At 35.3% G+C, this 20,320-nt stretch carries 25 protein-coding genes and 1 tRNA gene; 19 read left to right on the top strand and 7 right to left on the bottom strand.

The genetic code is table 11. From position 1 onward, the window contains the following. Positions 1–32 precede the first annotated feature (32 nt). Positions 33–854 carry a T9SS type A sorting domain-containing protein gene (locus tag DRF65_RS21090; protein WP_115972715.1) on the bottom strand — a complete coding sequence of 274 codons (822 nt, stop codon included), beginning with the start codon at positions 852–854 and terminating at the stop codon, positions 33–35. A 32-nt stretch (positions 855–886) separates the two neighbouring features. Further along, positions 887–1,438, bottom strand: coding sequence for a phage tail protein (locus tag DRF65_RS21085; protein ID WP_115972714.1), 552 nt, complete (start codon positions 1,436–1,438; stop codon positions 887–889). 339 nt (positions 1,439–1,777) lie between these two features. Between DRF65_RS21085 and DRF65_RS21080 the strand changes: the two genes are divergently transcribed. After that, complete coding sequence (locus tag DRF65_RS21080; protein ID WP_115972713.1) at positions 1,778–2,542, top strand: enoyl-CoA hydratase/isomerase family protein; 765 nt, start codon at positions 1,778–1,780, stop codon at positions 2,540–2,542. Between the two features lie 49 nt (positions 2,543–2,591). Here the strand turns inward: DRF65_RS21080 and DRF65_RS21075 are convergent, their stop codons facing one another. Beyond that, on the bottom strand, positions 2,592–3,125 hold the full coding sequence (locus DRF65_RS21075; protein WP_123947411.1) for an MnhB domain-containing protein: 534 nt from the start codon (positions 3,123–3,125) through the stop codon (positions 2,592–2,594). Between the two features lie 197 nt (positions 3,126–3,322). Between DRF65_RS21075 and DRF65_RS21070 the strand changes: the two genes are divergently transcribed. The 11 genes from DRF65_RS21070 to DRF65_RS21020 all read left to right on the top strand — a co-directional run bounded on the left by DRF65_RS21070 (position 3,323) and on the right by DRF65_RS21020 (position 10,489). Further along, complete coding sequence (locus DRF65_RS21070) at positions 3,323–3,940, top strand: hypothetical protein (RefSeq protein ID WP_165852285.1); 618 nt, start codon at positions 3,323–3,325, stop codon at positions 3,938–3,940. Positions 3,941–4,062: 122 nt separating this feature from the next. After that, the gene (locus DRF65_RS21065; RefSeq protein WP_123947410.1) at positions 4,063–4,560 is read left to right on the top strand and encodes a hypothetical protein; all 498 of its coding nucleotides are present in this window, start codon (positions 4,063–4,065) and stop codon (positions 4,558–4,560) included. A gap of 177 nt (positions 4,561–4,737) precedes the next feature. Further along, a complete protein-coding gene (locus DRF65_RS21060) occupies positions 4,738–5,028 on the top strand; it encodes a winged helix-turn-helix domain-containing protein (protein WP_106918168.1) in 291 nt (96 codons plus the stop codon). 61 nt (positions 5,029–5,089) lie between these two features. Next, positions 5,090–5,929 (top strand): metallophosphoesterase, encoded by an 840-nt coding sequence (locus DRF65_RS21055; protein WP_115972775.1) that lies wholly within the window; start codon positions 5,090–5,092, stop codon positions 5,927–5,929. A 12-nt stretch (positions 5,930–5,941) separates the two neighbouring features. Next, positions 5,942–6,247 (top strand): hypothetical protein, encoded by a 306-nt coding sequence (locus tag DRF65_RS21050; RefSeq protein WP_115972710.1) that lies wholly within the window; start codon positions 5,942–5,944, stop codon positions 6,245–6,247. Positions 6,248–6,292: 45 nt separating this feature from the next. After that, positions 6,293–6,778 (top strand): Coq4 family protein, encoded by a 486-nt coding sequence (locus DRF65_RS21045; RefSeq protein WP_115972709.1) that lies wholly within the window; start codon positions 6,293–6,295, stop codon positions 6,776–6,778. A gap of 12 nt (positions 6,779–6,790) precedes the next feature. Continuing rightward, positions 6,791–7,084, top strand: a complete 294-nt coding sequence (locus DRF65_RS21040) for a hypothetical protein (RefSeq protein ID WP_115972708.1) — start codon at positions 6,791–6,793, stop codon at positions 7,082–7,084. A 24-nt stretch (positions 7,085–7,108) separates the two neighbouring features. Continuing rightward, positions 7,109–8,479 carry a DUF4153 domain-containing protein gene (locus DRF65_RS21035; RefSeq protein WP_115972707.1) on the top strand — a complete coding sequence of 457 codons (1,371 nt, stop codon included), beginning with the start codon at positions 7,109–7,111 and terminating at the stop codon, positions 8,477–8,479. A 9-nt stretch (positions 8,480–8,488) separates the two neighbouring features. Beyond that, entirely contained in the window at positions 8,489–9,175 is a 687-nt protein-coding gene (locus DRF65_RS21030) for a DUF1361 domain-containing protein (protein WP_115972706.1), read from the top strand. A 201-nt stretch (positions 9,176–9,376) separates the two neighbouring features. Continuing rightward, the gene (locus DRF65_RS21025) at positions 9,377–9,916 is read left to right on the top strand and encodes a hypothetical protein (protein WP_115972774.1); all 540 of its coding nucleotides are present in this window, start codon (positions 9,377–9,379) and stop codon (positions 9,914–9,916) included. 60 nt (positions 9,917–9,976) lie between these two features. Further along, positions 9,977–10,489: a hypothetical protein gene (locus tag DRF65_RS21020; RefSeq protein ID WP_115972705.1), complete on the top strand. Its 513-nt coding sequence runs from the start codon at positions 9,977–9,979 to the stop codon at positions 10,487–10,489. A gap of 205 nt (positions 10,490–10,694) precedes the next feature. Here DRF65_RS21020 and DRF65_RS21015 read toward each other — a convergent pair whose 3' ends face one another. From DRF65_RS21015 to DRF65_RS21000, 4 genes are all read right to left on the bottom strand, one after another. Beyond that, entirely contained in the window at positions 10,695–12,350 is a 1,656-nt protein-coding gene (locus DRF65_RS21015; RefSeq protein ID WP_115972704.1) for a S8/S53 family peptidase, read from the bottom strand. 207 nt (positions 12,351–12,557) lie between these two features. Next, positions 12,558–13,154 (bottom strand): hypothetical protein, encoded by a 597-nt coding sequence (locus DRF65_RS21010; protein ID WP_115972703.1) that lies wholly within the window; start codon positions 13,152–13,154, stop codon positions 12,558–12,560. Between the two features lie 16 nt (positions 13,155–13,170). Further along, positions 13,171–13,620: a D-aminoacyl-tRNA deacylase gene (dtd, locus tag DRF65_RS21005; RefSeq protein WP_115972702.1), complete on the bottom strand. Its 450-nt coding sequence runs from the start codon at positions 13,618–13,620 to the stop codon at positions 13,171–13,173. 9 nt (positions 13,621–13,629) lie between these two features. Next, the gene (locus DRF65_RS21000; RefSeq protein ID WP_115972701.1) at positions 13,630–14,088 is read right to left on the bottom strand and encodes a hypothetical protein; all 459 of its coding nucleotides are present in this window, start codon (positions 14,086–14,088) and stop codon (positions 13,630–13,632) included. Between the two features lie 110 nt (positions 14,089–14,198). On the opposite strand from DRF65_RS21000, the gene greA reads away from it, so the two are divergent. The 7 genes from greA to DRF65_RS20965 all read left to right on the top strand — a co-directional run bounded on the left by greA (position 14,199) and on the right by DRF65_RS20965 (position 20,128). Beyond that, positions 14,199–14,669, top strand: coding sequence for a transcription elongation factor GreA (gene greA / locus DRF65_RS20995; RefSeq protein WP_115972700.1), 471 nt, complete (start codon positions 14,199–14,201; stop codon positions 14,667–14,669). A gap of 56 nt (positions 14,670–14,725) precedes the next feature. Next, positions 14,726–15,115 carry an HIT family protein gene (locus DRF65_RS20990; RefSeq protein ID WP_002981730.1) on the top strand — a complete coding sequence of 130 codons (390 nt, stop codon included), beginning with the start codon at positions 14,726–14,728 and terminating at the stop codon, positions 15,113–15,115. Positions 15,116–15,181: 66 nt separating this feature from the next. After that, the gene (gene clpX / locus DRF65_RS20985) at positions 15,182–16,369 is read left to right on the top strand and encodes an ATP-dependent Clp protease ATP-binding subunit ClpX (protein WP_115972699.1); all 1,188 of its coding nucleotides are present in this window, start codon (positions 15,182–15,184) and stop codon (positions 16,367–16,369) included. 74 nt (positions 16,370–16,443) lie between these two features. After that, a complete protein-coding gene (locus tag DRF65_RS20980) occupies positions 16,444–18,426 on the top strand; it encodes a T9SS type A sorting domain-containing protein (protein ID WP_115972698.1) in 1,983 nt (660 codons plus the stop codon). 8 nt (positions 18,427–18,434) lie between these two features. Continuing rightward, a complete protein-coding gene (locus DRF65_RS20975) occupies positions 18,435–18,659 on the top strand; it encodes a signal peptidase (RefSeq protein ID WP_115972697.1) in 225 nt (74 codons plus the stop codon). Between the two features lie 61 nt (positions 18,660–18,720). After that, positions 18,721–20,010, top strand: coding sequence for a TlpA family protein disulfide reductase (locus tag DRF65_RS20970; RefSeq protein ID WP_115972696.1), 1,290 nt, complete (start codon positions 18,721–18,723; stop codon positions 20,008–20,010). Between the two features lie 44 nt (positions 20,011–20,054). Then, a tRNA-Met gene (locus DRF65_RS20965) sits at positions 20,055–20,128 on the top strand. Positions 20,129–20,320 lie beyond the last annotated feature (192 nt).

Here is a 20,320-nt window from a genome sequence, read left to right as displayed (position 1 = left end):
GGGAACAAGATCGGATATGAGACTTGTAAATATTAATTTTTAATAACCTTAGTAGATTCAGTGGCTGTTTTAATAAAGTAAACTCCTTTCGGTAATTCTGAAATGCTGATTTCATTAGAACCTTTCTGAATCTGAAAAGTTTTTAGGATTCTGCCATCCGTACTGTAAATTTTGGCCTCCGAATTTTTTTCTGAATTAATAGAAATAGGACCATAAGTTGGATTAGGATAAAGAGTCAAGTTTTTTTGAGTGCTTTTGGCTTCTGAGGTTCCTAACACAATGTTACTGTCTTTTACCCACGTAAAAGCATCAAGAGCTACATACCTAAACTCTCCGTTTGCCGTGATACGAAGTTCATCAATAATAATGTTTGAGTAATTTTGCCCATTTAGGTTAGTCAGGTCAATTAAAGTATATCCGTTGGTGCTACCTAAACTTGTTGCAAACCCATTTGTTTTTGTTTGGGTAAATTTTGTGACACCACTCAACCTTCCGGTTATCGTAATGGAACCTGCTACATTAAGTTCAAGATTCAATGCCGAGAGATACATCCAGAATTTGTTCACCTTAAATAAATTAGAAGTGGTTTTAATACTAAATGATGGCGGAGAATCCGGATTATTAGAATTATCAATGTAACGGTTATCATTGGCCGTTCCATTCCAGCCTGTTCCCGGAAAGTTAGCCTGGATATCAAAAACACTCACGTGAGAAATGACATTAAAAATCACTCCATTGTCAGTGAAGCTTGTGCTTCCGTTTGATTCTGTCTCAAATTGCTCTGTACTGGTCTGCCCAAATGAGAAAATTGAAATGAGCAGACTACAAATTGTAAAAATAGTAGTGCTTTTCATGATCTTTGTTTTAAATATTAGGTTATGATATATTAATCTCGTGGAGGATAGATACCTGCAATGCAGATGATATAATTCAATCCCAGGTAAGGCTGCATATTATTCACCGGTAAATTTTGTCCTATAAAAGAAATACTCTGGCTATTAAGAGCCGTATCGGGATTTGCATTATTTACAAAACTTGTAACAGGATTAAAGTCTCTTCCTACCTGTGTTCCAGTAATAGCAATAGCTGTTGCAGCAGTAGGGGTAGAAGTATTGGCATTTTTGTTTGCCACTTTAAATTGAAAGCCAGCTCCAATGCTTGGAAGATTAGACTGTAAAAGAGTGTTTTGTGTAGTTCCTGACATTACACCGAGTGGATAATATTCGTTGGCATTTACATTTCCAGACCCAATAGCAGTACGCCCTTTTAGGTTGGGTAAAGCAAACGTGGTGATTCCGTCTCCACCATAAGTGGTTCCCAGAATGGAAAACAGTGCTGAATTGCTTGAGATTCTTAGTAAACTTCCGTCACAGAACATCCAGCCTTTAGGTGCAAAGTTTCCTGCAAATAACTTAACGATTCCAATGTATTCGTCCATGGTCAATATTTTTTAGCCTTTAATAGTCTTACTCTGTTGATGGCTTTTCAGATTCCGCCGTTTATTTCTAATCCAAAGGAACAACTAATATAAAAGCTGCAGTAGAGTAGAAAATACCAAATTGAAGACTCCGTATTTCTACGTAAAGAGATATTCTTCTACTCTTAAAAACAGAATTATATATTTAAAATAAAAACTAATAGTAGATATTTGCTCAATACTAACTTCTGACTTCTCTCTTCCTGCTTCCAACCTTAAAAATAGCATGAAATTATTCTCTCTAAGTTTCTCCGAAAGCACTGTATTTAGTATTTTTGTAAGAATCCAATAAAAATTAAAATGAACGAATTCGTAGCATCAGAAATCAAAAATAATATTGCCGAAATTACTTTCGGAACCCCTAAAAGTAATTCCCTTCCGGGAGCTATTTTAGAAAAACTGGCTCAGACTATTTTAGAAGAAGGAGCTAAAGATGAGGTAAAGGCTATTTTAGTAAAAAGTGAAGGTGAAAAAGCATTCTGTGCAGGAGCAAGTTTTGATGAGCTTCTGGCCATTGAAGAGCTGGATGCTTCCACTAAGTTCTTCGGTGGCTTTGCTAAAGTTCTGAATGCAATGAGAAACTGTGGAAAGATTGTGGTAGTAAGAGTGCAGGGAAAAACAACCGGAGGTGGAGTAGGAATTGCCTGTGGTGCTGATTACTGCTTTGCAACAAAAGACTCAGCATTAGCACTTACAGAAATCAATTTAGGAATCGGACCTTTCGTAATCGGACCCTATGTAGAAAGAAAAATCGGAAAATCACAGTTCTCAGCAATGGCTATTGATGCAGACTTCAGATCGGCTGAGTGGGCAGAACAGCATAATGTATATCATTCCGTTTCAGAAAACATCCAGGAGATGGATGAAAAACTTGAGAAGTTTTTACAGACGTTAGCATCAAGAAGCAGTGATGCCCTGGCATTAATTAAAAAAGTATCATGGGAAGGAACAGAGCACTTTAATGAATTGATGCCGGCAAGAATTCATATGAGTGCCAGTCTTATTTTAGAAGATTCTGCAAAGAAGAATATTGAATCTATTAAAGAAAGATTGAGAGCGAAATAATTCATTCCATTCAAAAATAATAAGCCGTTGACCACTTCAGCGGCTTTTTTTAATCTTTACTCTCAAAATAGTCAAGAGAAATAACTTCCTGACTGTATTTGAAATAATTTACCACTACTTTTGCTCCCATCTCATATTGATCATAATCTGTTTTCTCAACAGGAAGCCTTATCTTTTTTCCTTTGTGACATCCCGCAAAAGTAATAATGTACTCATCACCTTCCGTTTTATGCTTGGAAATAATTATACTTTCCAACCTGTTTTTACCATTTTTAATATCCTTTTTCCATCTCCCTTTGAAATATTGACAGAGAAGCCAATGCATTAGCAAGAAAAATAGATAGAGTGCTACTGCAACACCAATAAATAAAAGGTAATGGTAATATTTAAAATTCTTAAACTCGTTTTTCAAAAAATAACCGGCCATAATCATGACAATCATAATAACGGCAATTACAACCCCTGAAAAATCCTTATAAAAATCTCTTTTGTGGATGGCTATCCTATTGAGCTCTTCCTCGTTTAAAGGAATATTTTCCTGTAAGTGTATTTGAGAATAATCAATTAAAACTTTTGTCATCATAAAATAATTAAAATTGGACGTTATTCTTCTGTTTACTTTCCCGGATGAATAGTGATCAGTTCAATGGTGCTATATTTTTGATCATCTTAAAGTTAAAAATTATAAGGCTGGCTTGATAAAAAAATCAGTATAAGTTTTAAAAAAAATATTTTGCAGATTAAAAATAAATTATAACTTTGTAATTCAAAGTTCTTTTTATGGATTCAAAAAACTATCACGAAGATTTGTCCCATATCCGTTCCATGATGGAACGGTCTTCCAGATTTATTTCTTTGAGCGGGCTCTCGGGAGTTGTGGCTGGTGTAGTAGCACTTTTAGGTGCTGGGTATGCCTATTTTGCCATGGAAAGTAAAAAAATGGAATACATTAACGGAGGTAGATTTCATTTTACCTCTGAATTGGTTCAGGAATTGGTCATCACCGGATTAGTAGTTCTGATAGCAGCTGTTTTCAGTGGGTATATTTTTACAGCCAATAAAAGTAAAAAGAACGGATTAAAGATCTGGGATGCCACTACCAAAAGACTTTTAGTCACCTTTTCAGTCCCATTAGCGGCAGGAGGAATCTTTTGTGCAGCTCTTATTGAGCATCATTTAGTAGTATGGATTGCTCCTACAACTTTGATTTTCTATGGATTGGGCCTTATAAGTGCTGAAAGATACACTCTTCCGGATGTTAAATATCTGGGATATTGTGAGGTTGTTCTTGGATTATTGTCTCTGTTTTTTCTGGGTTGGGGATTGTTTTTCTGGGCAGTAGGTTTCGGTATTCTGCATATTGTCTACGGGCTTATTATGCATAGGAAATATAAGTAATGGGAATTGGTTTTGTAATATTTATTCACCTTTTCATTATAGCTGTTTTCAGTTTTATTTGTGCTGTAATAGGATGTATACTTACTTATTTCATCAGCAGAAAGGAAAGAAGAAGACGAAAAATGATACTGACATTTATAGCTCCTTTTGTAGCGCTTTATACTTTCTATATCGTTGGAGTTATTGGTTTTTCGATTGTATCAGAAAATAAAAAAGTAGATATCGGAATTGGTGATGCATGGTATATTCCTTTGAAAAACAATTATGAACTGTTATTTATTGATATTCCGGAACAGGCAAACATTAATAAAGCAACCGGAGAGAATCTGATTTCAAGAGTAATAAAAATAGAAGAGTCCGGGAATCAGATTTTTGGAAAAACTTTTGATAATGAGTACTTTTTGGTAGATACAAAAACAGATGATGTAAAAACTTTTGATGCTGAGAAGGATTTGATTGCTTTACATTCTGATAAGAAACTTAATCTGGTAGATGCAACTGAATTTTATTCAGAAAGAAAAAATGACATTATGGGACATTGGCCCTTATTGATAGGAATTTTATCTTTCATTATCAGTATTGGAGCTGTATATATATGGAAGTTAATATTGATTTTTTAATAATAAAAAACCTTATACATATCATAAAGAAGGCTTTGTGGGAAGAAGAAAATTTTTAATCCTTATTTTTGCACCGTTTTTGAAACGAATAAAGTTATAAAGAGAGTAGTTGCCTAGGATTAAAGAAAATGAAAATAGTCAGATTATGGCCGTTTCAGAACAAATAAGATAAAGAAAATGATCAAAATAAGTCAACTCAATAAAGAATTTGAAAGCCGTGTAAGATTGGGTATTATGTCCGTTCTTATGGTGAACGACTGGGTTGATTTCTCTGAAATGAAAGCTTTGTTGGAGATCACAGACGGAAATCTTGCCAGCCATAGCAACGCATTGGAGAAAGTAGGATATATTGAGGTTAAAAAGGAGTTTGTAGGGAAGAAGCCTAAAACCTCTTACCGTGTTACACAAAGTGGCAGACAGGCTTTTACAGATCATCTGGATGCCCTTGAAAAACTATTGGGACGGTAGTCCTATATTTTTTTGAATTTTAACTTTGTAATTCAAAGTTCTTTGTTTTAAAATAGATATGATGGATAGAAAAACATTTTTAAAAAAGATCCTACAGATTTCAGTTTTGGGTGTTTCCCCTGGATTGTATTCTTGGCAGGTAGAACCTTTTTGGATAGAATTTGTTCAAAGAAAGCTTCCTGTGAAAAATTTACCTCAGGCATTAGAAGGAAAGATACTGATGCAGATTTCCGATTTGCATGTAGGGGCTTATTTCGATTGGCATTTTCTCATTGAATCTTTTCAGAAAGCCCAACAATATAAACCCGATTTTGTAGTGTACACCGGAGATTTTGTAAATACAGGAATCCTTCAGGAACAGAGAGATCTGAAAAAAGTAATGGAAAACTGTGTTCTGGGGACTTTAGCAACTTTTGGAATCTTAGGAAACCATGATTATGGAAAAAACTGGGAGGATATAGAATGTTCAGAGAAAATATGTGATACACTTAGTAATTCAGGGATCACGATGCTCAGGAACACTCAGGAGGAAAGTTATGGTTTGAATTTTATAGGGTTCGAAGATTTATGGTCATCCCGCTTTCAACCTGTAGAAGCGATGGCAAAATATGATCCATCAAAAGCCAATATTGTACTTTGTCACAACCCTGATGCCTGTGATTTGGATATATGGAATGGGTATCAAGGCTGGATTTTGAGCGGACACACCCATGGAGGGCAATGTAGAATTCCAGGAATCATTACCCCCATACTTCCGGTAAAGAATAAAGAGTATATCTCCGGGGAGATTGATCTGAAAGATGGGAGAAAGCTGTATATCAATCGTGCCCTTGGGCATTCTTTTCAGATAAGATTTATGGTACGTCCCGAAATCACTGTTTTTACATTAACCCAAGCTTAAATAATTACATTAATGGAAGATAAAGATATAATCAATTTAAGTAAATCAATATTCGGTGCGTGTCTTGCCCTGGGAACAATTTGTCTTTTAGGAGGCGTATTTAAACTGGAGCCGTTCGTCGCGGCCGGTTATATGCTGCTCATTATTGCTACTCCCGTTAACTTATTCCTGATACTCGCTTTTTTAATCCATGGACTTGTGAATCGATCCAGTTTAAAAACTTGTATAAAAGCAATTGGTATACTTTCTATCAATATTCCCATTGCAATTCTGTATGCTGTCATCGGGATTTGTTTAATTTCTGATGGCCATTGGTAATCTTTAAATCATAATAGTTCTCATTCTTTTTTTAATACATACACTATGAAAAAAATACGCGTTCAGTTTCTGCTTTTTGTGTACGATAAAACTCAAAAGCTCTACAGAAAATACTTTAAAAAGAAAAAAAGACAATGGCAGTTCAATGAAAGGCAGCTGCTGGAGTTTCAGGAAGATTCACTGGGAAGAAAACTAGGAGAATTCTACCATAAACATGGGTTTTCAATGATTCCCAAAATGGAAAATCATGATGTTCACCATCTGATCACTGGCTGCGGGACCAACTTTGAGGATGAAATTGCCATGCAATATCTTTTGCTTGGAAACGGAAAGCTCAATGCCCATTTGCTGGCAGCTATTGTATTGGGAACCCTTATTCTTCCGGAATACATGAAAATTTACTTTAATGCCTATCGAAAAGGACAGACGATGAGAGCCTTCTACGAATGGGATTTCGAAGGTTTACTCTGGCAGAATTTTGATCATCTGAAAGACTTTATCCAACAGAAAGATCCGGTTGTTTTACATTAAAATGCAAATGACGTGGAAAATATAAAGTTCAGTTCTAACGGGAGATATACTTTTCTTATTTCTTTCGGTCTTGGTACATTCTTGTTTTTATTATTTTTTATCACCAGAAATGAAGACTTGTTGATTTGTGGGGTGATCTATGTAATTTTTGCAATACCTGTGAACATGACAGTGCTTTTATATGAGTTGCTTCATTTCCTGATGGATATTTCCGAAAGAAAAGATTCGGGAAACTCTGTTCTCCTTTTGTTGGCAAATATTCCAATCGCAGCAATATACCTTCTTATTATTTTCAATTTTTCATAATCTAATTTTTAAATATTTATTATCATGAAAACACATCACTATATATTTCTAACAACAGCCCTATTTGTCATTCTATTTTATGATCAGGACATGGGGCTGAATTTTGGAATCCTTGGAATTTTATATGCAATTCTGAATTTCTTTAAGACACCCGGAAAAAATAAAACCAGAACATTTTACATTCTTACAGGAACAAGTATACTTTCCGGGATTGCATTTGCTTGGTATGGAGACTTTCCGTCATTTCTGGCGGTGGCAAGTTCACTGCTTCTATTAGCTTATAAATCAAGAAACAAAAAAATGAAGGTTCTTTTTTTAATTCCTGTTTTTATAACCAATGGCTGTACTTCAATCTGCAGAATTTTTATGCTTGATAAATGGCTGCCTCAAAAGAGCATTCCGGGAATGTGGCAGAAGATCTTGGCCTTTGTACTCATTCCTTTAGTCCTTATTTCCGTTTTCTTTGGAGTTTATGCCGCAGGAAGTGATCATTTTGCAGCTCTTTTCACAGATTATGAACTGGATATCAATCTTTGGCAGGTCTTCTGTCTTTCCGTTTTAGGATTTTTTATTGCTTTTAATTTCTGGAACTTTGCTGTGGAAAGGCTGATCTATAAAAATCATCATTTTTTGGATAATGACTTTCAGGAAAACGCCAAGGAACCTAAGTCAACCTATTCGTTTCTTGATCTGGACGCAGAAAGAACGAGTGGTGTAATATCTTTCTTTTGTCTGAATATTTTGTTGATATTCTTCATCATCACTTATAATTATGAGCAGTTCTATGAAGTTTCAAAAACACCGGTTCAGCTTTCAGAAGAGACACATGAGCGTGTCAATGCTGTGATTATGTCTATTGTGATGGCTATTCTGGTGATCATGTTCTACTTTAAATCAGGTTTCAATTTTGATTCCAAAGCAAAGCTGCTGAAAATTTTAGCTAAAGTCTGGATTATTTTGAATGCCATACTCATTCTGTCTGCAGCAGCCAAAAACTATGAATATATCGTTAATTATGCCTTTACGTATAAGAGACTGGGCGTTTTTGCTTTCCTTCTCTTATCTCTGGTGGGACTTGGTTTAACTTTTATGAAAATCCAAAAACAAAAAAGAAACGCCTTCCTCTTTAATACCATGGCGTGGTATCTTTATGGAACCATTTTGATTTGCAGCTATATCAACTGGGGTGGTATTATTACTTCACAGAATATATCCCGTAAAAACTTTGATTTGAATTATCATGCAACCTCTGTTAATTTCAACCAAGAAAGTCTCATGAAATATGCAGATGAAAAGAACAACTGGAAATTAAAAAAGAGCCTTCAGGATAAGATCAGATCTGAAAAATCCAAAACCTTCCTTTCCCAAATATTGTATTATCAAACCCTTAAATAAAGCCACACGATGAAAAAATTAATTGAATCTCCAAGATTTAAAATGAATATATTGTTGGTATTAATGACCTTATTCTGTTTCAGTCTTTCCCTTTTCAGATATTATATCAGCGAAACAAAAGTGTTTTTCTTCCTGAACTGGAACCTGTTTCTGGCATGGATTCCTTTATTTCTGAGTACAGTGATATTGGCATTCAATACCAAAAGTAAAATATCTGTCGTCTTGATTATTGTGGTCTGGATCTTGTTTTTTCCGAACTCACCCTATATTCTGACCGATCTTTTTCATTTAAAGGTAAGAAATACCATTCCTATCTGGTACGATCTGATCGTTATCCTCTCCTATGCCTGGACAGGATTAATATGTGGTTTTATAAGTCTCAACGATATTGAAAAACTTCTTTCCGGTTATACCAAAGAGAGAATCATTAACGGTATTGTAGTCCTTTTTCTTTTCATGAGCAGTTTTGGAGTGTATCTGGGAAGATTTCTGAGATGGAACAGTTGGGATATTCTCAATAATCCTTTCGGGTTATTCAATGATATTGTAGTACGTTTTATCTATCCGCTGGAATATACAAAGACCTGGGGTGTTACCCTTTTAATGGGCATTATGCTCAATTTTATGTATTTCACTTTTAAGCTCATTAGAAACAGTAACGAAAAGCTTTTGCAGCCTGAAAATATAGACCGTTAAGAGAGTTGGAACAATTTTAGCATTTAAAAAGACCTGATTAACCAGGATTGAATTGTAAAATGGAAAATGATGGCACATCTCAAAATATGTAAGTATTGATAATATTCAATCAAATATAACTTCGGAAGTATGGAAAACTACAATAACTTCCATCTCCCGGCCTCCATCTTCCATCTTCTTCAAGCCTTAAAATTAATTATTATGAAAAAAAGCTTATTGTTAATTCCATTGATTATTATTTCCTGTAAAAAAGATCCTGCTGTAATAGATGTATCTCATAAAGATTCTACCATTGTAACGGAAATGCCGGATTCTGTTCATAAGGCAGATTCAGTAGCATTAAGAAAGAAAGATTCAATTATTAACAATGCTCCTGCTACCAGAGAAGTATTACGTAAAGGCGTAATGAGAAATGAAAAAGAAGGTCAGATTGTGAGAACAGCAGATGCTTCTCAGCTTCCTTTTACCTTGGGAGAAGAATTTAAAAATGATGATCAGGAGCTTATTTTAAAGCTTACCAATTTTGAGCAGTCTAATATCAAAGCAAAGATTTCGACGAAAGAGAAAGATTTTAATATCAGATTCAATCAGATAAAACTTCCCAATGGAAATTATGATGGGCCTTTCGGAAGAGAAATCACCTATGATATTCCTGAAAAAGGAGAAGTATGGCTGATCATAGGAAAAAGTAATATGGCTTCTGGAAACACTAAAGGACATTTTACAGTGAGCATTGAGTAGCATCAGTCAATTTGGTACAGTTTCTGCAAATTAACATCATGAAGTTTAAATTTTAAAATTATGAAAAATATAGTTCTAACAGCAATGGCCGCCTCAGCTGTACTTGTAAGTTGTGGAACCGTACAGTCGCTGGTTCAGAATACATTTCCCTATACAGCAAATGTTTTAGTTTCCACAGGAGTGCCTGCTGATAAAGAAGTCTCTTCAACCGCAACCGCTACCAATGTACAAACCTGGTTTGGAGGAAATAATAATGCACAGATTAAGGATGTAAGAATCTCTGATGCTAAAATATCCGTAGTATCTCCTTCAGGAGGAAATTTAAGCGCATTTAAAACTATTAAAGTATACGTTTCATCCAGTGGAACAGGAGAAAAACTGATCGCATCCCGCTCAAATATCTCTACCAATTCATCCAGTATGAGTCTGGATCTTAATGACACAGGATTCCTGGATAGCATAGTAAAAAGTTCAGGACTTACGGTAAGAACAGTTTATGAACTGAAGAACCAAACCTCTTCAGACATGAATATTAAAGTAGCCCTTAATTTCAGCAGCGTCCCTGCGAAATAATTGTTATAAAAGTTAAGACAAAAAACTCCTTTCAATCGCTGAAAGGAGTTTTTTACTTTGAATAAGAAGGAATAGAAGATGACAGTTATCAAAGTCATTCAGAATAACTACTGTCCCTTTTTACTTTTACAAAGATCGCTTTATTATATCTTTAGTAATACTAGGGCTAGTATTAACCTCCAGCTTCAATCTTCCCGCTTCCTAACTATAGTTTAGTAAACTTTTCCACAACCCGTCTTGATCCTTCATTGATATTAATGATATACTGGCCTACAGGAAGCTGAGAAACATTAATCTTTTCACCGGAAGAAACCGTGTTTTTTATCACTGACCTTCCATGCATATTGATGATTTCTATGCTCAGTCTTTTATCTTCAGTACTTTGAATAGCTATATAGCTGCTGGAGGGATTGGGATAAATTTTCACCTCCAAAGCAGGCAAAGCCTTAGCAGAAACCGTAGACTTGCTTTCCAGTTGTAAAATAGCATTTTTCACATTAGGAAGAGGGCCAATTTTTTTATTAACATCTGTACCTCCCTGTGGAATTCCGGTAGAAACTAAAAGATTTTTCATAGCGGTAGGGCTTAAATACTGCCCCGTACTCTGACGATAATAAGACTGAAGAAGTACAGCTGCAGAAGCCACAGTAGGGGTAGCAGAACTGGTTCCGCTGAAATAGTTATATGTTCTGTTGTTATCGTTATCATACTTTGCATACGATCCGTATCCGGCTGCCAGAACACTGCTTCCCCAACCCTGTACATCCACTCTGCTTCCATAAGTACTGAAGCTTTGTTTAGAATGAGTGGTATTGGGAGTTCCTGCTCCTACAATGATCGCGCCGCTGTTTCCTCTTGCTCTGTATGCAGCATAAAAAGGATCATCAAGATCCTGATTTCCATTTCCGGCTGCTGCAATGATAATAATTCCTGAATCTGTAGCCGCTTTTGTAAGATCCCAGATCACACTGTCGTACTCTGCAGGACAATATTGGCCATCTTTTCCACCAGTCTGCATTTCATACAGGATGATATCCCCGGCCTGAGAAGCATTGATCGATCTGCTTACCGCTGAAGCTCTGTTATATCCAACAGTAGTCCATTCCATATATCCTTTTATTTCTGATGCATTATAAACCGCACCTGTAAGCCCGATATTATCTTTTACAGATCCCAAAATGCTTACCACAGCTGTTCCGTGATCACGATAGTTATTGTTGGCTAATCCTGAATTGGGAGAATAGCCGGGTTCTAATTGAATTGAATTCTGGTTGGAGAGCATTTCGTGTGTTTTGTAAAAACCATATTCCACATCACGGATACGTACATTCTGTCCCGTAATTCCCTTAGACCATGCATATTTTGCATTGATTCCCGGATTGTCATTCAGGTAAGTCTGAAGGTTTTCCAGATCCGGAGTGGCAACAAACATATTAACAAATGGGGGCTCAATAGGAGAGCCACTCATCACAGATACATATTCTATTTCCGGGAATTTTTCAAGAATATGAATCAGATTTTTAGAAGATCCGTCCTTTTGAACAGGAAGATCAGCTTTAAATATCCTTTTGAGTTTTTGAACAGATTCACCGGTATTTCCATTCACTTTACTGCTTTCTGTCATTTCATTGATCTTTGCATCACTGAATCCCAGATCATATGTAAATGAAACTCCATTTTCCCTGGCAAACCTTCCCAGCTCAGGATTTCTGGTAAATGCAGCCTTTTCCGAATGGATGCCCTTTGAAAAGCATACGTATATCTGATCGTTTTGATCATCATTGCGCGTTGATTGAGATTGCCCAAAGGAAAAGGAGAAACAGAATACAGATAATGTAAGAAGTTTGATTTTTGTTTTCATGTTATTTTTATTAAATGGTTGTGAATTGGTTTGGATAATATCAAAAATAATAATAAAATGAAAACAAATCACGTTTTTGTGAATTTATTTTTCAATGAGCCGGTTTGTCCTTTGTGCAAAGGATTTATCATATTTTTCTAAAAAAAATACCTTTCAGTAAAACTGAAAGGTATTTCTTTATTGGTATGCAGTGAAGGATCAATGCGGTTAATCTTCAAATTGATTTTCGTAGATTCTGTGATAAAAAATCTGCTTTTTATTCATGATCTGGTATTCAACGCCGATGCTGTCTTTGTTTGCATTTACGAATCTGGCTTCCTGAATTCCTTCCTGTCTCTCATCACTTGAAATGTCAATCGAAGAACGTTGTAAAACTCTTTCCAAAACATCAATATAGGGCACTTTGCTGATATTTTTTTCCAGAATACCTTTCTGCCTGTAAATAGCTATATGCGGTTTAGATAGTGCTCCGGGACGATATCTCTCAATTCGGTAGTCATTATTAAGCTGAATTCTCTGGTAGTTGTCAAAAGTTGAGAAATAACCGAGAATAGCAAAAAAAGGAATCATCATGGGTAGGATACTCAAAATAATTCCTGCAATCAAAAGTCCAAAATAAGCCTTTATTGCTTTTTTCTTCCAAAGCCTGATAATGATAAAAACAGTCATTGCAAGCCAGAGCCAGCCTATAATTTTATCCGTGTAATATCCGGCATAACTGTATTTATTAAAATTTAAAACAATTTCACTCAGGAAAATCAATGTCAATACAAGATAAGCGATGATAATATTCTTGTTCTTCATATACTTACTTCTGTAATCAGCTTTTGGTTATTGAGTCCATAACGATGGTTACAGGCCCGTCATTAATCAGTGAAACTTTCATATCTGCCCCGAAAATACCGCTCTCTGTCTTTAATCCGGATTTTGCCATCTCTTCTTTAAAATAATCAAATAGAGGAACGGCTTTATCAGGTTTGGCTGCTTTAATGAAAGAAGGACGGTTTCCTTTTTTATAATCTGCAATCAGGGTAAACTGGCTGATGCAGAGGATCTCCCCGGAAATATCCTTTACAGAAAGATTAAGCTTGTTATCTTCATCACCAAAGATTCTCAGATTGAGTATTTTCTGTACCAGCCAATCTGCATCTGCTTTTTCATCATTCTCATCAATACCCACCAACAGCATTAATCCCTTTTCTATTTCGCCAACGGTTTTTCCGTCTACTTTTACATTGGCTTCAGAAACTCTTTGTATAACGATCTTCATTTTATTATTCTAAAAGTAAATATTTAAAGTTTTACTAACCTCGTCATAATTGTAAGGATATGTTTTGGGTGGTAATGAAGTTTTAGAGCCGGCTTCAGGTTGACCTGTCCTTAAAATCCATTTTGTATTATCTTTCGGACATATAATAGCGATATTGTCTTTAACCTCAAGTGTTGTATCATTATCCGGACATAGATGAGGAGCGTTACGATCATATATTTTAAATACATTTCCCGTACGTACAATGATCAATCCTCTGGTTCCGGATTGCTGTTCGTTGATGTAAGCCCAGCCATTGTCATAATTCAAAGCATTATACTTAGGCATGGTATTTAGATTAATGGTTACATTGATAGGAACATTGGGAAAGCAGCTTACTGTATCTTCTCTGCTCCCACATGAGTTTATGGATAAATTACTGAAAATCAATATGATGAAAATAGATAGTATCGAAAAAGTTTTTTTCATTTCAATTTAAATTTTTATATATTTGTAAAAATTAAACGATTATAACACGTAAAACATTGTCCGGCAAATGTCGGATTATTTTTTTATACTAAAACTAAATTTTGAAAATTATGGCAAGCTATGTAACAAAGGAGGGCCTTGAGAAAATGAAAGCTGAGCTGGAACAGTTGGAAACTGTGGAAAGACCAAAAATTACTCAGCAGATCGCAGAAGCTAGAGACAAAGGTGATTTGTCTGAAAATGCAGAATATGATGCGGCTAAAGAGGCTCAGGGAATGCTTGAAATGAGAATTTCCAAGCTGAAAGATGTTATCTCAACTTCTAAAATTATAGACGAAAGCCAATTAGATACTTCAAAAGTTTCTATCTTAACTACAGTGAAGCTTAAGAATAATGCAACGAAGCAGGAGCAGGTATTTACATTGGTGCCGGATAACGAAAGCGACCTTAAGACAGGAAGAATTTCTGTAAACACTCCAATTGCTAAAGGTTTATTAGGTAAAGTTAAAGGTGAAACGGCTGAAATTACTTTACCAAACGGAAATAAACTTTCTTTTGAAGTATTAGACATTTCTCTATAGTCTGATACACCCTTTCATTTCTAAACTTCCAGTATTTAATCTCTAACTTATAAAAAATGAGCACTATCTTCACAAAAATCATCAACGGCGAAATTCCCTCTTATAAAATTGCTGAGAACGAAAACTTTATTGCGTTCCTCGATGCAATGCCTTTGGTGAAAGGACATACTTTAGTAGTTCCGAAAAAAGAAGTGGATTTGATTTTTGATCTTGAAAGTGAAGAATACAAAAACCTTTGGGGATTTGCCCAAGAGGTTGCCAAGAAGATCAAAACTGCAATTCCATGTGTAAGAGTAGGAGTAGCGGTTGTAGGACTTGAAGTTCCTCATGCCCACATTCATCTTATTCCTTTAAACAAGATGGAAGACATGAACTTCAGAAATGAAAGACTAAAATTAACGAACGAAGAATATACAGAGATCCAAAACTCAATTATTAATTCTTAAAACACAGGAAATCGTAAAAAAGTAATTTTTTACGATTTTCTTTAACATATACATATATTATATAATATGAATCCAAACCAATGTTCTTTCTGTGGAAGAAAAAGAAATGAAGTACAGATGTTGATTTCTGGGCAGGACGGTTTTATTTGTGAAAATTGTATAGAGCAGGCACATGTAATTGTAAAAGACAGTGCCTCGAAATCAGGGCATTCACCAGCAGACAATATGGAAGATCTTAAAAAACCAAAAGAAATTAAAGTATTTCTTGATCAGTATGTAATAGGACAGGATCAGGCAAAAAAACAACTTTCCATTGCCGTGTACAATCATTATAAGAGATTGCTTCATGCTCAGGATGAAAACAGAGAGGTAGAGCTGGAGAAGTCCAATATCATTATGATAGGAGAGACCGGTACAGGAAAAACCCTATTGGCTAAAACGATTGCAAGAGAGCTTAATGTTCCTTTCTGTATCGTGGATGCAACAATTCTGACAGAAGCAGGATATGTAGGGGAAGATGTTGAAAGTATCCTTTCGAGACTATTGATGGTGGCAGACTATGATGTGGAAAAAGCTGAAAGAGGAATTGTCTTTATTGATGAGATCGATAAGATTGCAAGAAAATCAGACAACCCGAGTATTACAAGAGATGTATCAGGAGAAGGAGTACAGCAGGGATTGCTGAAACTGTTGGAAGGAAGTATTGTAAACGTTCCGCCACAGGGAGGAAGAAAACATCCTGACCAAAAGTATATTCAGGTGAATACTCAGAATATCCTGTTTATTGCCGGAGGAGCTTTTGACGGTATTAAGGAGATCATCGAAAGAAGAATGAACAAGCAGGCCATTGGTTTCAGTTCAGAAAAAATCAATAAAACGGATGAAGATGAATATGTATTAACAAATATTAATGCGATTGATTTACGTTCTTTCGGATTAATTCCCGAACTTTTAGGAAGGTTTCCAATCATCACTTACCTTGATAAACTCACAAAAGAGACACTGGTAAGAATTATGAAAGAACCTAAAAATTCGATCGTGAATCAATTTGTGGAGCTTTTTAAGATGGATGGCACAGATTTGGTAATTACAGACGGGGCAATCGAGAAAATTGTGGAGGAAACTATTGATAAAGGATTAGGAGCAAGAGGTCTGAGAGGTACCACAGAAAAGGTCCTAGAAGACTATATGTTTTCAATCGGAGAAGAAAAAAAGATTGTCTTAACAGAAGATAATATTTTGATTAATAGATAAAATGTTTTTTTTTTAAAGAAAAAAATAATACCTTTGCGGGTGAAGATTGTATTAACACACAAATAATTTATACAATGAGAAAAAGTTTATTTGCTATAGGTCTTTTAGCAATCAGTTATTCTGTTCAGGCGCAGATATTATGTCACGTAGACACTGATGCTAAAATGTATGTGAGCGAAGGCACCCTAGTTTATAGCGGTGGCGGTGTCCAAACAAAAGACACAGGCGTTCTGGATGTACGTGGAAATGTAATGATTGTAGGATCAGGTACAGATGCTTTAAAAACAATTGATGCATTAGGTGCGGATAAAACCACCAATGGAGATAATATTGTTTTAAGGCTGAATACCCCTGGTACTTATGCTTCTTCTACGTACGGTCAATTGTACATTGATGGGCTAACTCAGTCCAACATTACAGGTATTGTAACTAAAGAATACCTGACAGACAAACAAGGTGACGGCAATTATTTCCAACAAATTGCACTTCCTTTCTTCGGTAAAGCTTACAGTTCATTATCAACCGAATTAGGAAAAACATTCGGTACTGTAAGAAATATTCAGAATCCTGGTAATGTAAACAATGATCTTATTTTGCAATGGAATAATGCCCAGGCTAAATCTGATCATGTTACTGATTTGTCAAGTACAACCAGTAATGGTCCGGCATATTATATGTTAGGTTCTAGAAATAACAACCTAAATCTTAATACGCCTGTATCAGGTTCCGTGAATAAGATAAGCGGTAGACCATATGCTACCTTTGCTCCTGTGAATTTACAAAATGGAGGAAATGTATATTTCGGTCCTGGCGGTAACGGAGCAAACAGTTATGGTGAAGCTTATAACTCTTACCTTCAGGATCAGTTTGATCTTCCTAACGGAGAGTGGAATGTAACTTATGGTAAAAATATTTACCAGTTTGGTAACCCGTTCCTTACAAATCTGGACCTTTCTAAGATTGGTTATATTGAAGGCGGAGCAATTACAGACGGTAATAATGTTGCTAATATCATGGGTATTGAGTATACATCAGGTTCAGTGGTAACACAGGCTAATGGGTATACTTTTACTACAGGCGCATTAAAGCAGACATTTAATTTAAATGGAACTCCTGTTGGAGATATTGGATTAATTATTAAACCAATGCAGCCATTTATTATTAAGCTTAGAGACAATAGTGCTCAAAATTTGAATTTCAGTACCCTTAGACGATTTAAGGATGTAGTGAGAGTTGATGGAACAGACTATAATGTAAATGCTGCTAAAATGGCTGGTAAAGCTAATAAATCTGCTGGAGCAAGTATTAAGCAATTAGGAGTTATCGGTCTTGATGCTAATGGTAATGAGCTTGGAAGAGCTTATTATGTAGTTTCTGCTACAGCTACTACCGGTCACCAGACTTCTATTGCAACTACAGTACAGGCTGCCGCTAGCAGCAGTAATCTTATCGGTACTTTTGAGGAAGCACCAAATGGAGGTTATGATCCAAACTATAATGCAAAATATTGGTTATATATCAACGAAGCTAATGAAAAAGATTTCTTAGGAAAAGATTTATTACTATGGAATTTTGATTTTAGTAAACCGGATAAAAAAATAGTTTCTTATAAATTTGAAATCAGAGAGAATGCAGAAATGCTTCCTGCCGGAACACACCAGTTGTCTTCAGGAACAGGATTCTACTATAAAGCATCTAATGGATCTGTACAACAAGCAAAACAAGGAGATGTAGTTCCTGTAAGCTCTAAATCTTATAATTTATATTATGGAGAGCCTAATAAAGGAACTCTTGCAGCTAAGGAAACTGCTACACTTTCCAGAACAACAGTTGTATACAATCCTGCAATCAGTAATTATATCGTTAGATTTGACCCAGATTGGAAAAAAGCAGATATTGAAGTTTATGATATGAGTGGTAAACTTATCATCTCTAAGAAAACTGTTGATACATCTAAGGATTTCGTAATTGAACTTGATGGTTCAGTGAAGAGTTCTTACGTTGTAAAAGTTGTTTCGGATAAAGGAGTAATAGTTAACACCAAAATCTTAAAATAAAAATTAATATGAAAACCATAAATAAACTAGTATTTGCATTGTTTTTCTTTACCACAATATTGGTAAGTGCGGATCCTGATGATATGCCAGTTCCCGGAGGAGGAGGAACCGGTGGTCACGGTACAGGTGGAGCACCATCAGCACCAATTGATATGTATGTGTATTTACTTGCTGTAGTAGCTGTTGCATTCATTGCATTCTACACAAAGAAATATAAAAGCATTAAAGCATAAAATTTTATTAAAATAATACTAAACTCTCTGATTAATCAGAGAGTTTTTTTATTTTTACTTTATGAAAAAGATTTATACACTATCTGCAGTTTTAGCTACATTTGCACTGCAGGCTCAGTTTACAGTTACAGTTCAGACACCGGCAGATTTTACAGATAAAGATGCTATTCTATATACATTAAACGGTTCAAAAGATATTATTGTTACCAAAGAACAGAGTAAAAATAATACGTGGACGTTTAAATATCCAAATCACTATATGGGAATGATGAAACTCTATTTCCCTTCAACCAACAATACAATCAGCTTTATTTCTGAAAATAAAAATGTAAATATCAAATTGGATATTCAGAATAATAAAGTGAAAGATGTTATTTATCTGGATGAAGCTAATGAGATCATGAGTAAACAACAGGAAGGTTCACAAAAGAAAGAACTTATTCTTCCTGCTTTAGCCCAGATTAAAGAATATTATAAGGATAATACAGACTTTGGAAAAGCTCTGAAAACTGAAATCGATAGACTTTCCGGTACATCGAGCTCCGTTGATGCAGCAAAACATCCATTTGTAGCTTATTATAATACCAACTACAGCAAATTTATTGGAAATCCGGCAGATAATAAAAAGGTTAATCAGGATGATATTATTAATTTCCTGGATAAGTCTAACGATATGCTTGAAAGCTCATCATTACTAAGACCCGTATTGGTAGCTTACCTGAATTCAGGAGGAAATACTAATGTCGGAGGTTCTGTAGATAAACTTTTAGACCGCTTAAAGGTTGAAACCCCAAGAGGGCAGACTGTATTATCTGAACTTATCGATATTTTTGATGTTTATCAGATGGATGAATTTAAGAACAAATATCTTGGTTTAGCTAAAAATCTTAAATGTACCATCAACGATAGGTTAGCTTCTACATTAAAATCTAATGCTAATGTAGAAACGGGGGCTGTCTTTCCTAATTATAAGTTCCAGTCAGCAACCAATACCACTGCTAAATCAATTCATGATGTAAAGGCTGATAAAAAGGTTATTATATTCTGGTCATCTACATGCTCACACTGTGAAAGTGAACTTCCAAAGCTATTGGAAAAATACAATGAACTGAAATCAAAAAATATTCAGGTGATTGCTCTGTCTTTAGATGTGGATAAAAATTCTTATTCTACAAAGATTGCTGCATTCCCATGGATCAATGACTCAGAATTGAGAGGCTGGAATAGTACTTACGTAGATACTTACAATGTTCATGCTACTCCGACCTATTTTATTTTAGATTCTAACAGTAAGATAATCAGTAAGCCAGATCATGTAGGAGATGTTTTGGAATATTTTAAGGTAAAATAATTTTGGAGGTAAAGAATATTTTTCTATATTTGCACCACCAAAACGGCGAGGTAGCTCAGTTGGTTAGAGCGCAGGATTCATAACCCTGAGGTCACGGGTTCAATTCCCGTCTTCGCTACAAAAACCGCAATCATTAATTAATGGTTGCGGTTTTAATTTTTATATGAAAGCTGTTATTTTTTTGCATTACTTTCTCCTATTATGGATCAGTACCAAAAGTTGTGGATTACGCAAAAAGTTTGGTTAATCTAAAAAGAAAAAAAGATTTATCTTTTACTCCTCTGAGCTGTAATCTAAAGTTTTTGATTTT

Origin of the sequence: Chryseobacterium pennae, from assembly GCF_003385515.1 — a bacterium.
Lineage (GTDB): Bacteria > Bacteroidota > Bacteroidia > Flavobacteriales > Weeksellaceae > Chryseobacterium > Chryseobacterium pennae.
The sequence above is the reverse complement of the archived record's forward strand: the minus strand, read 5'-3'. Positions and strand labels throughout refer to the sequence as shown.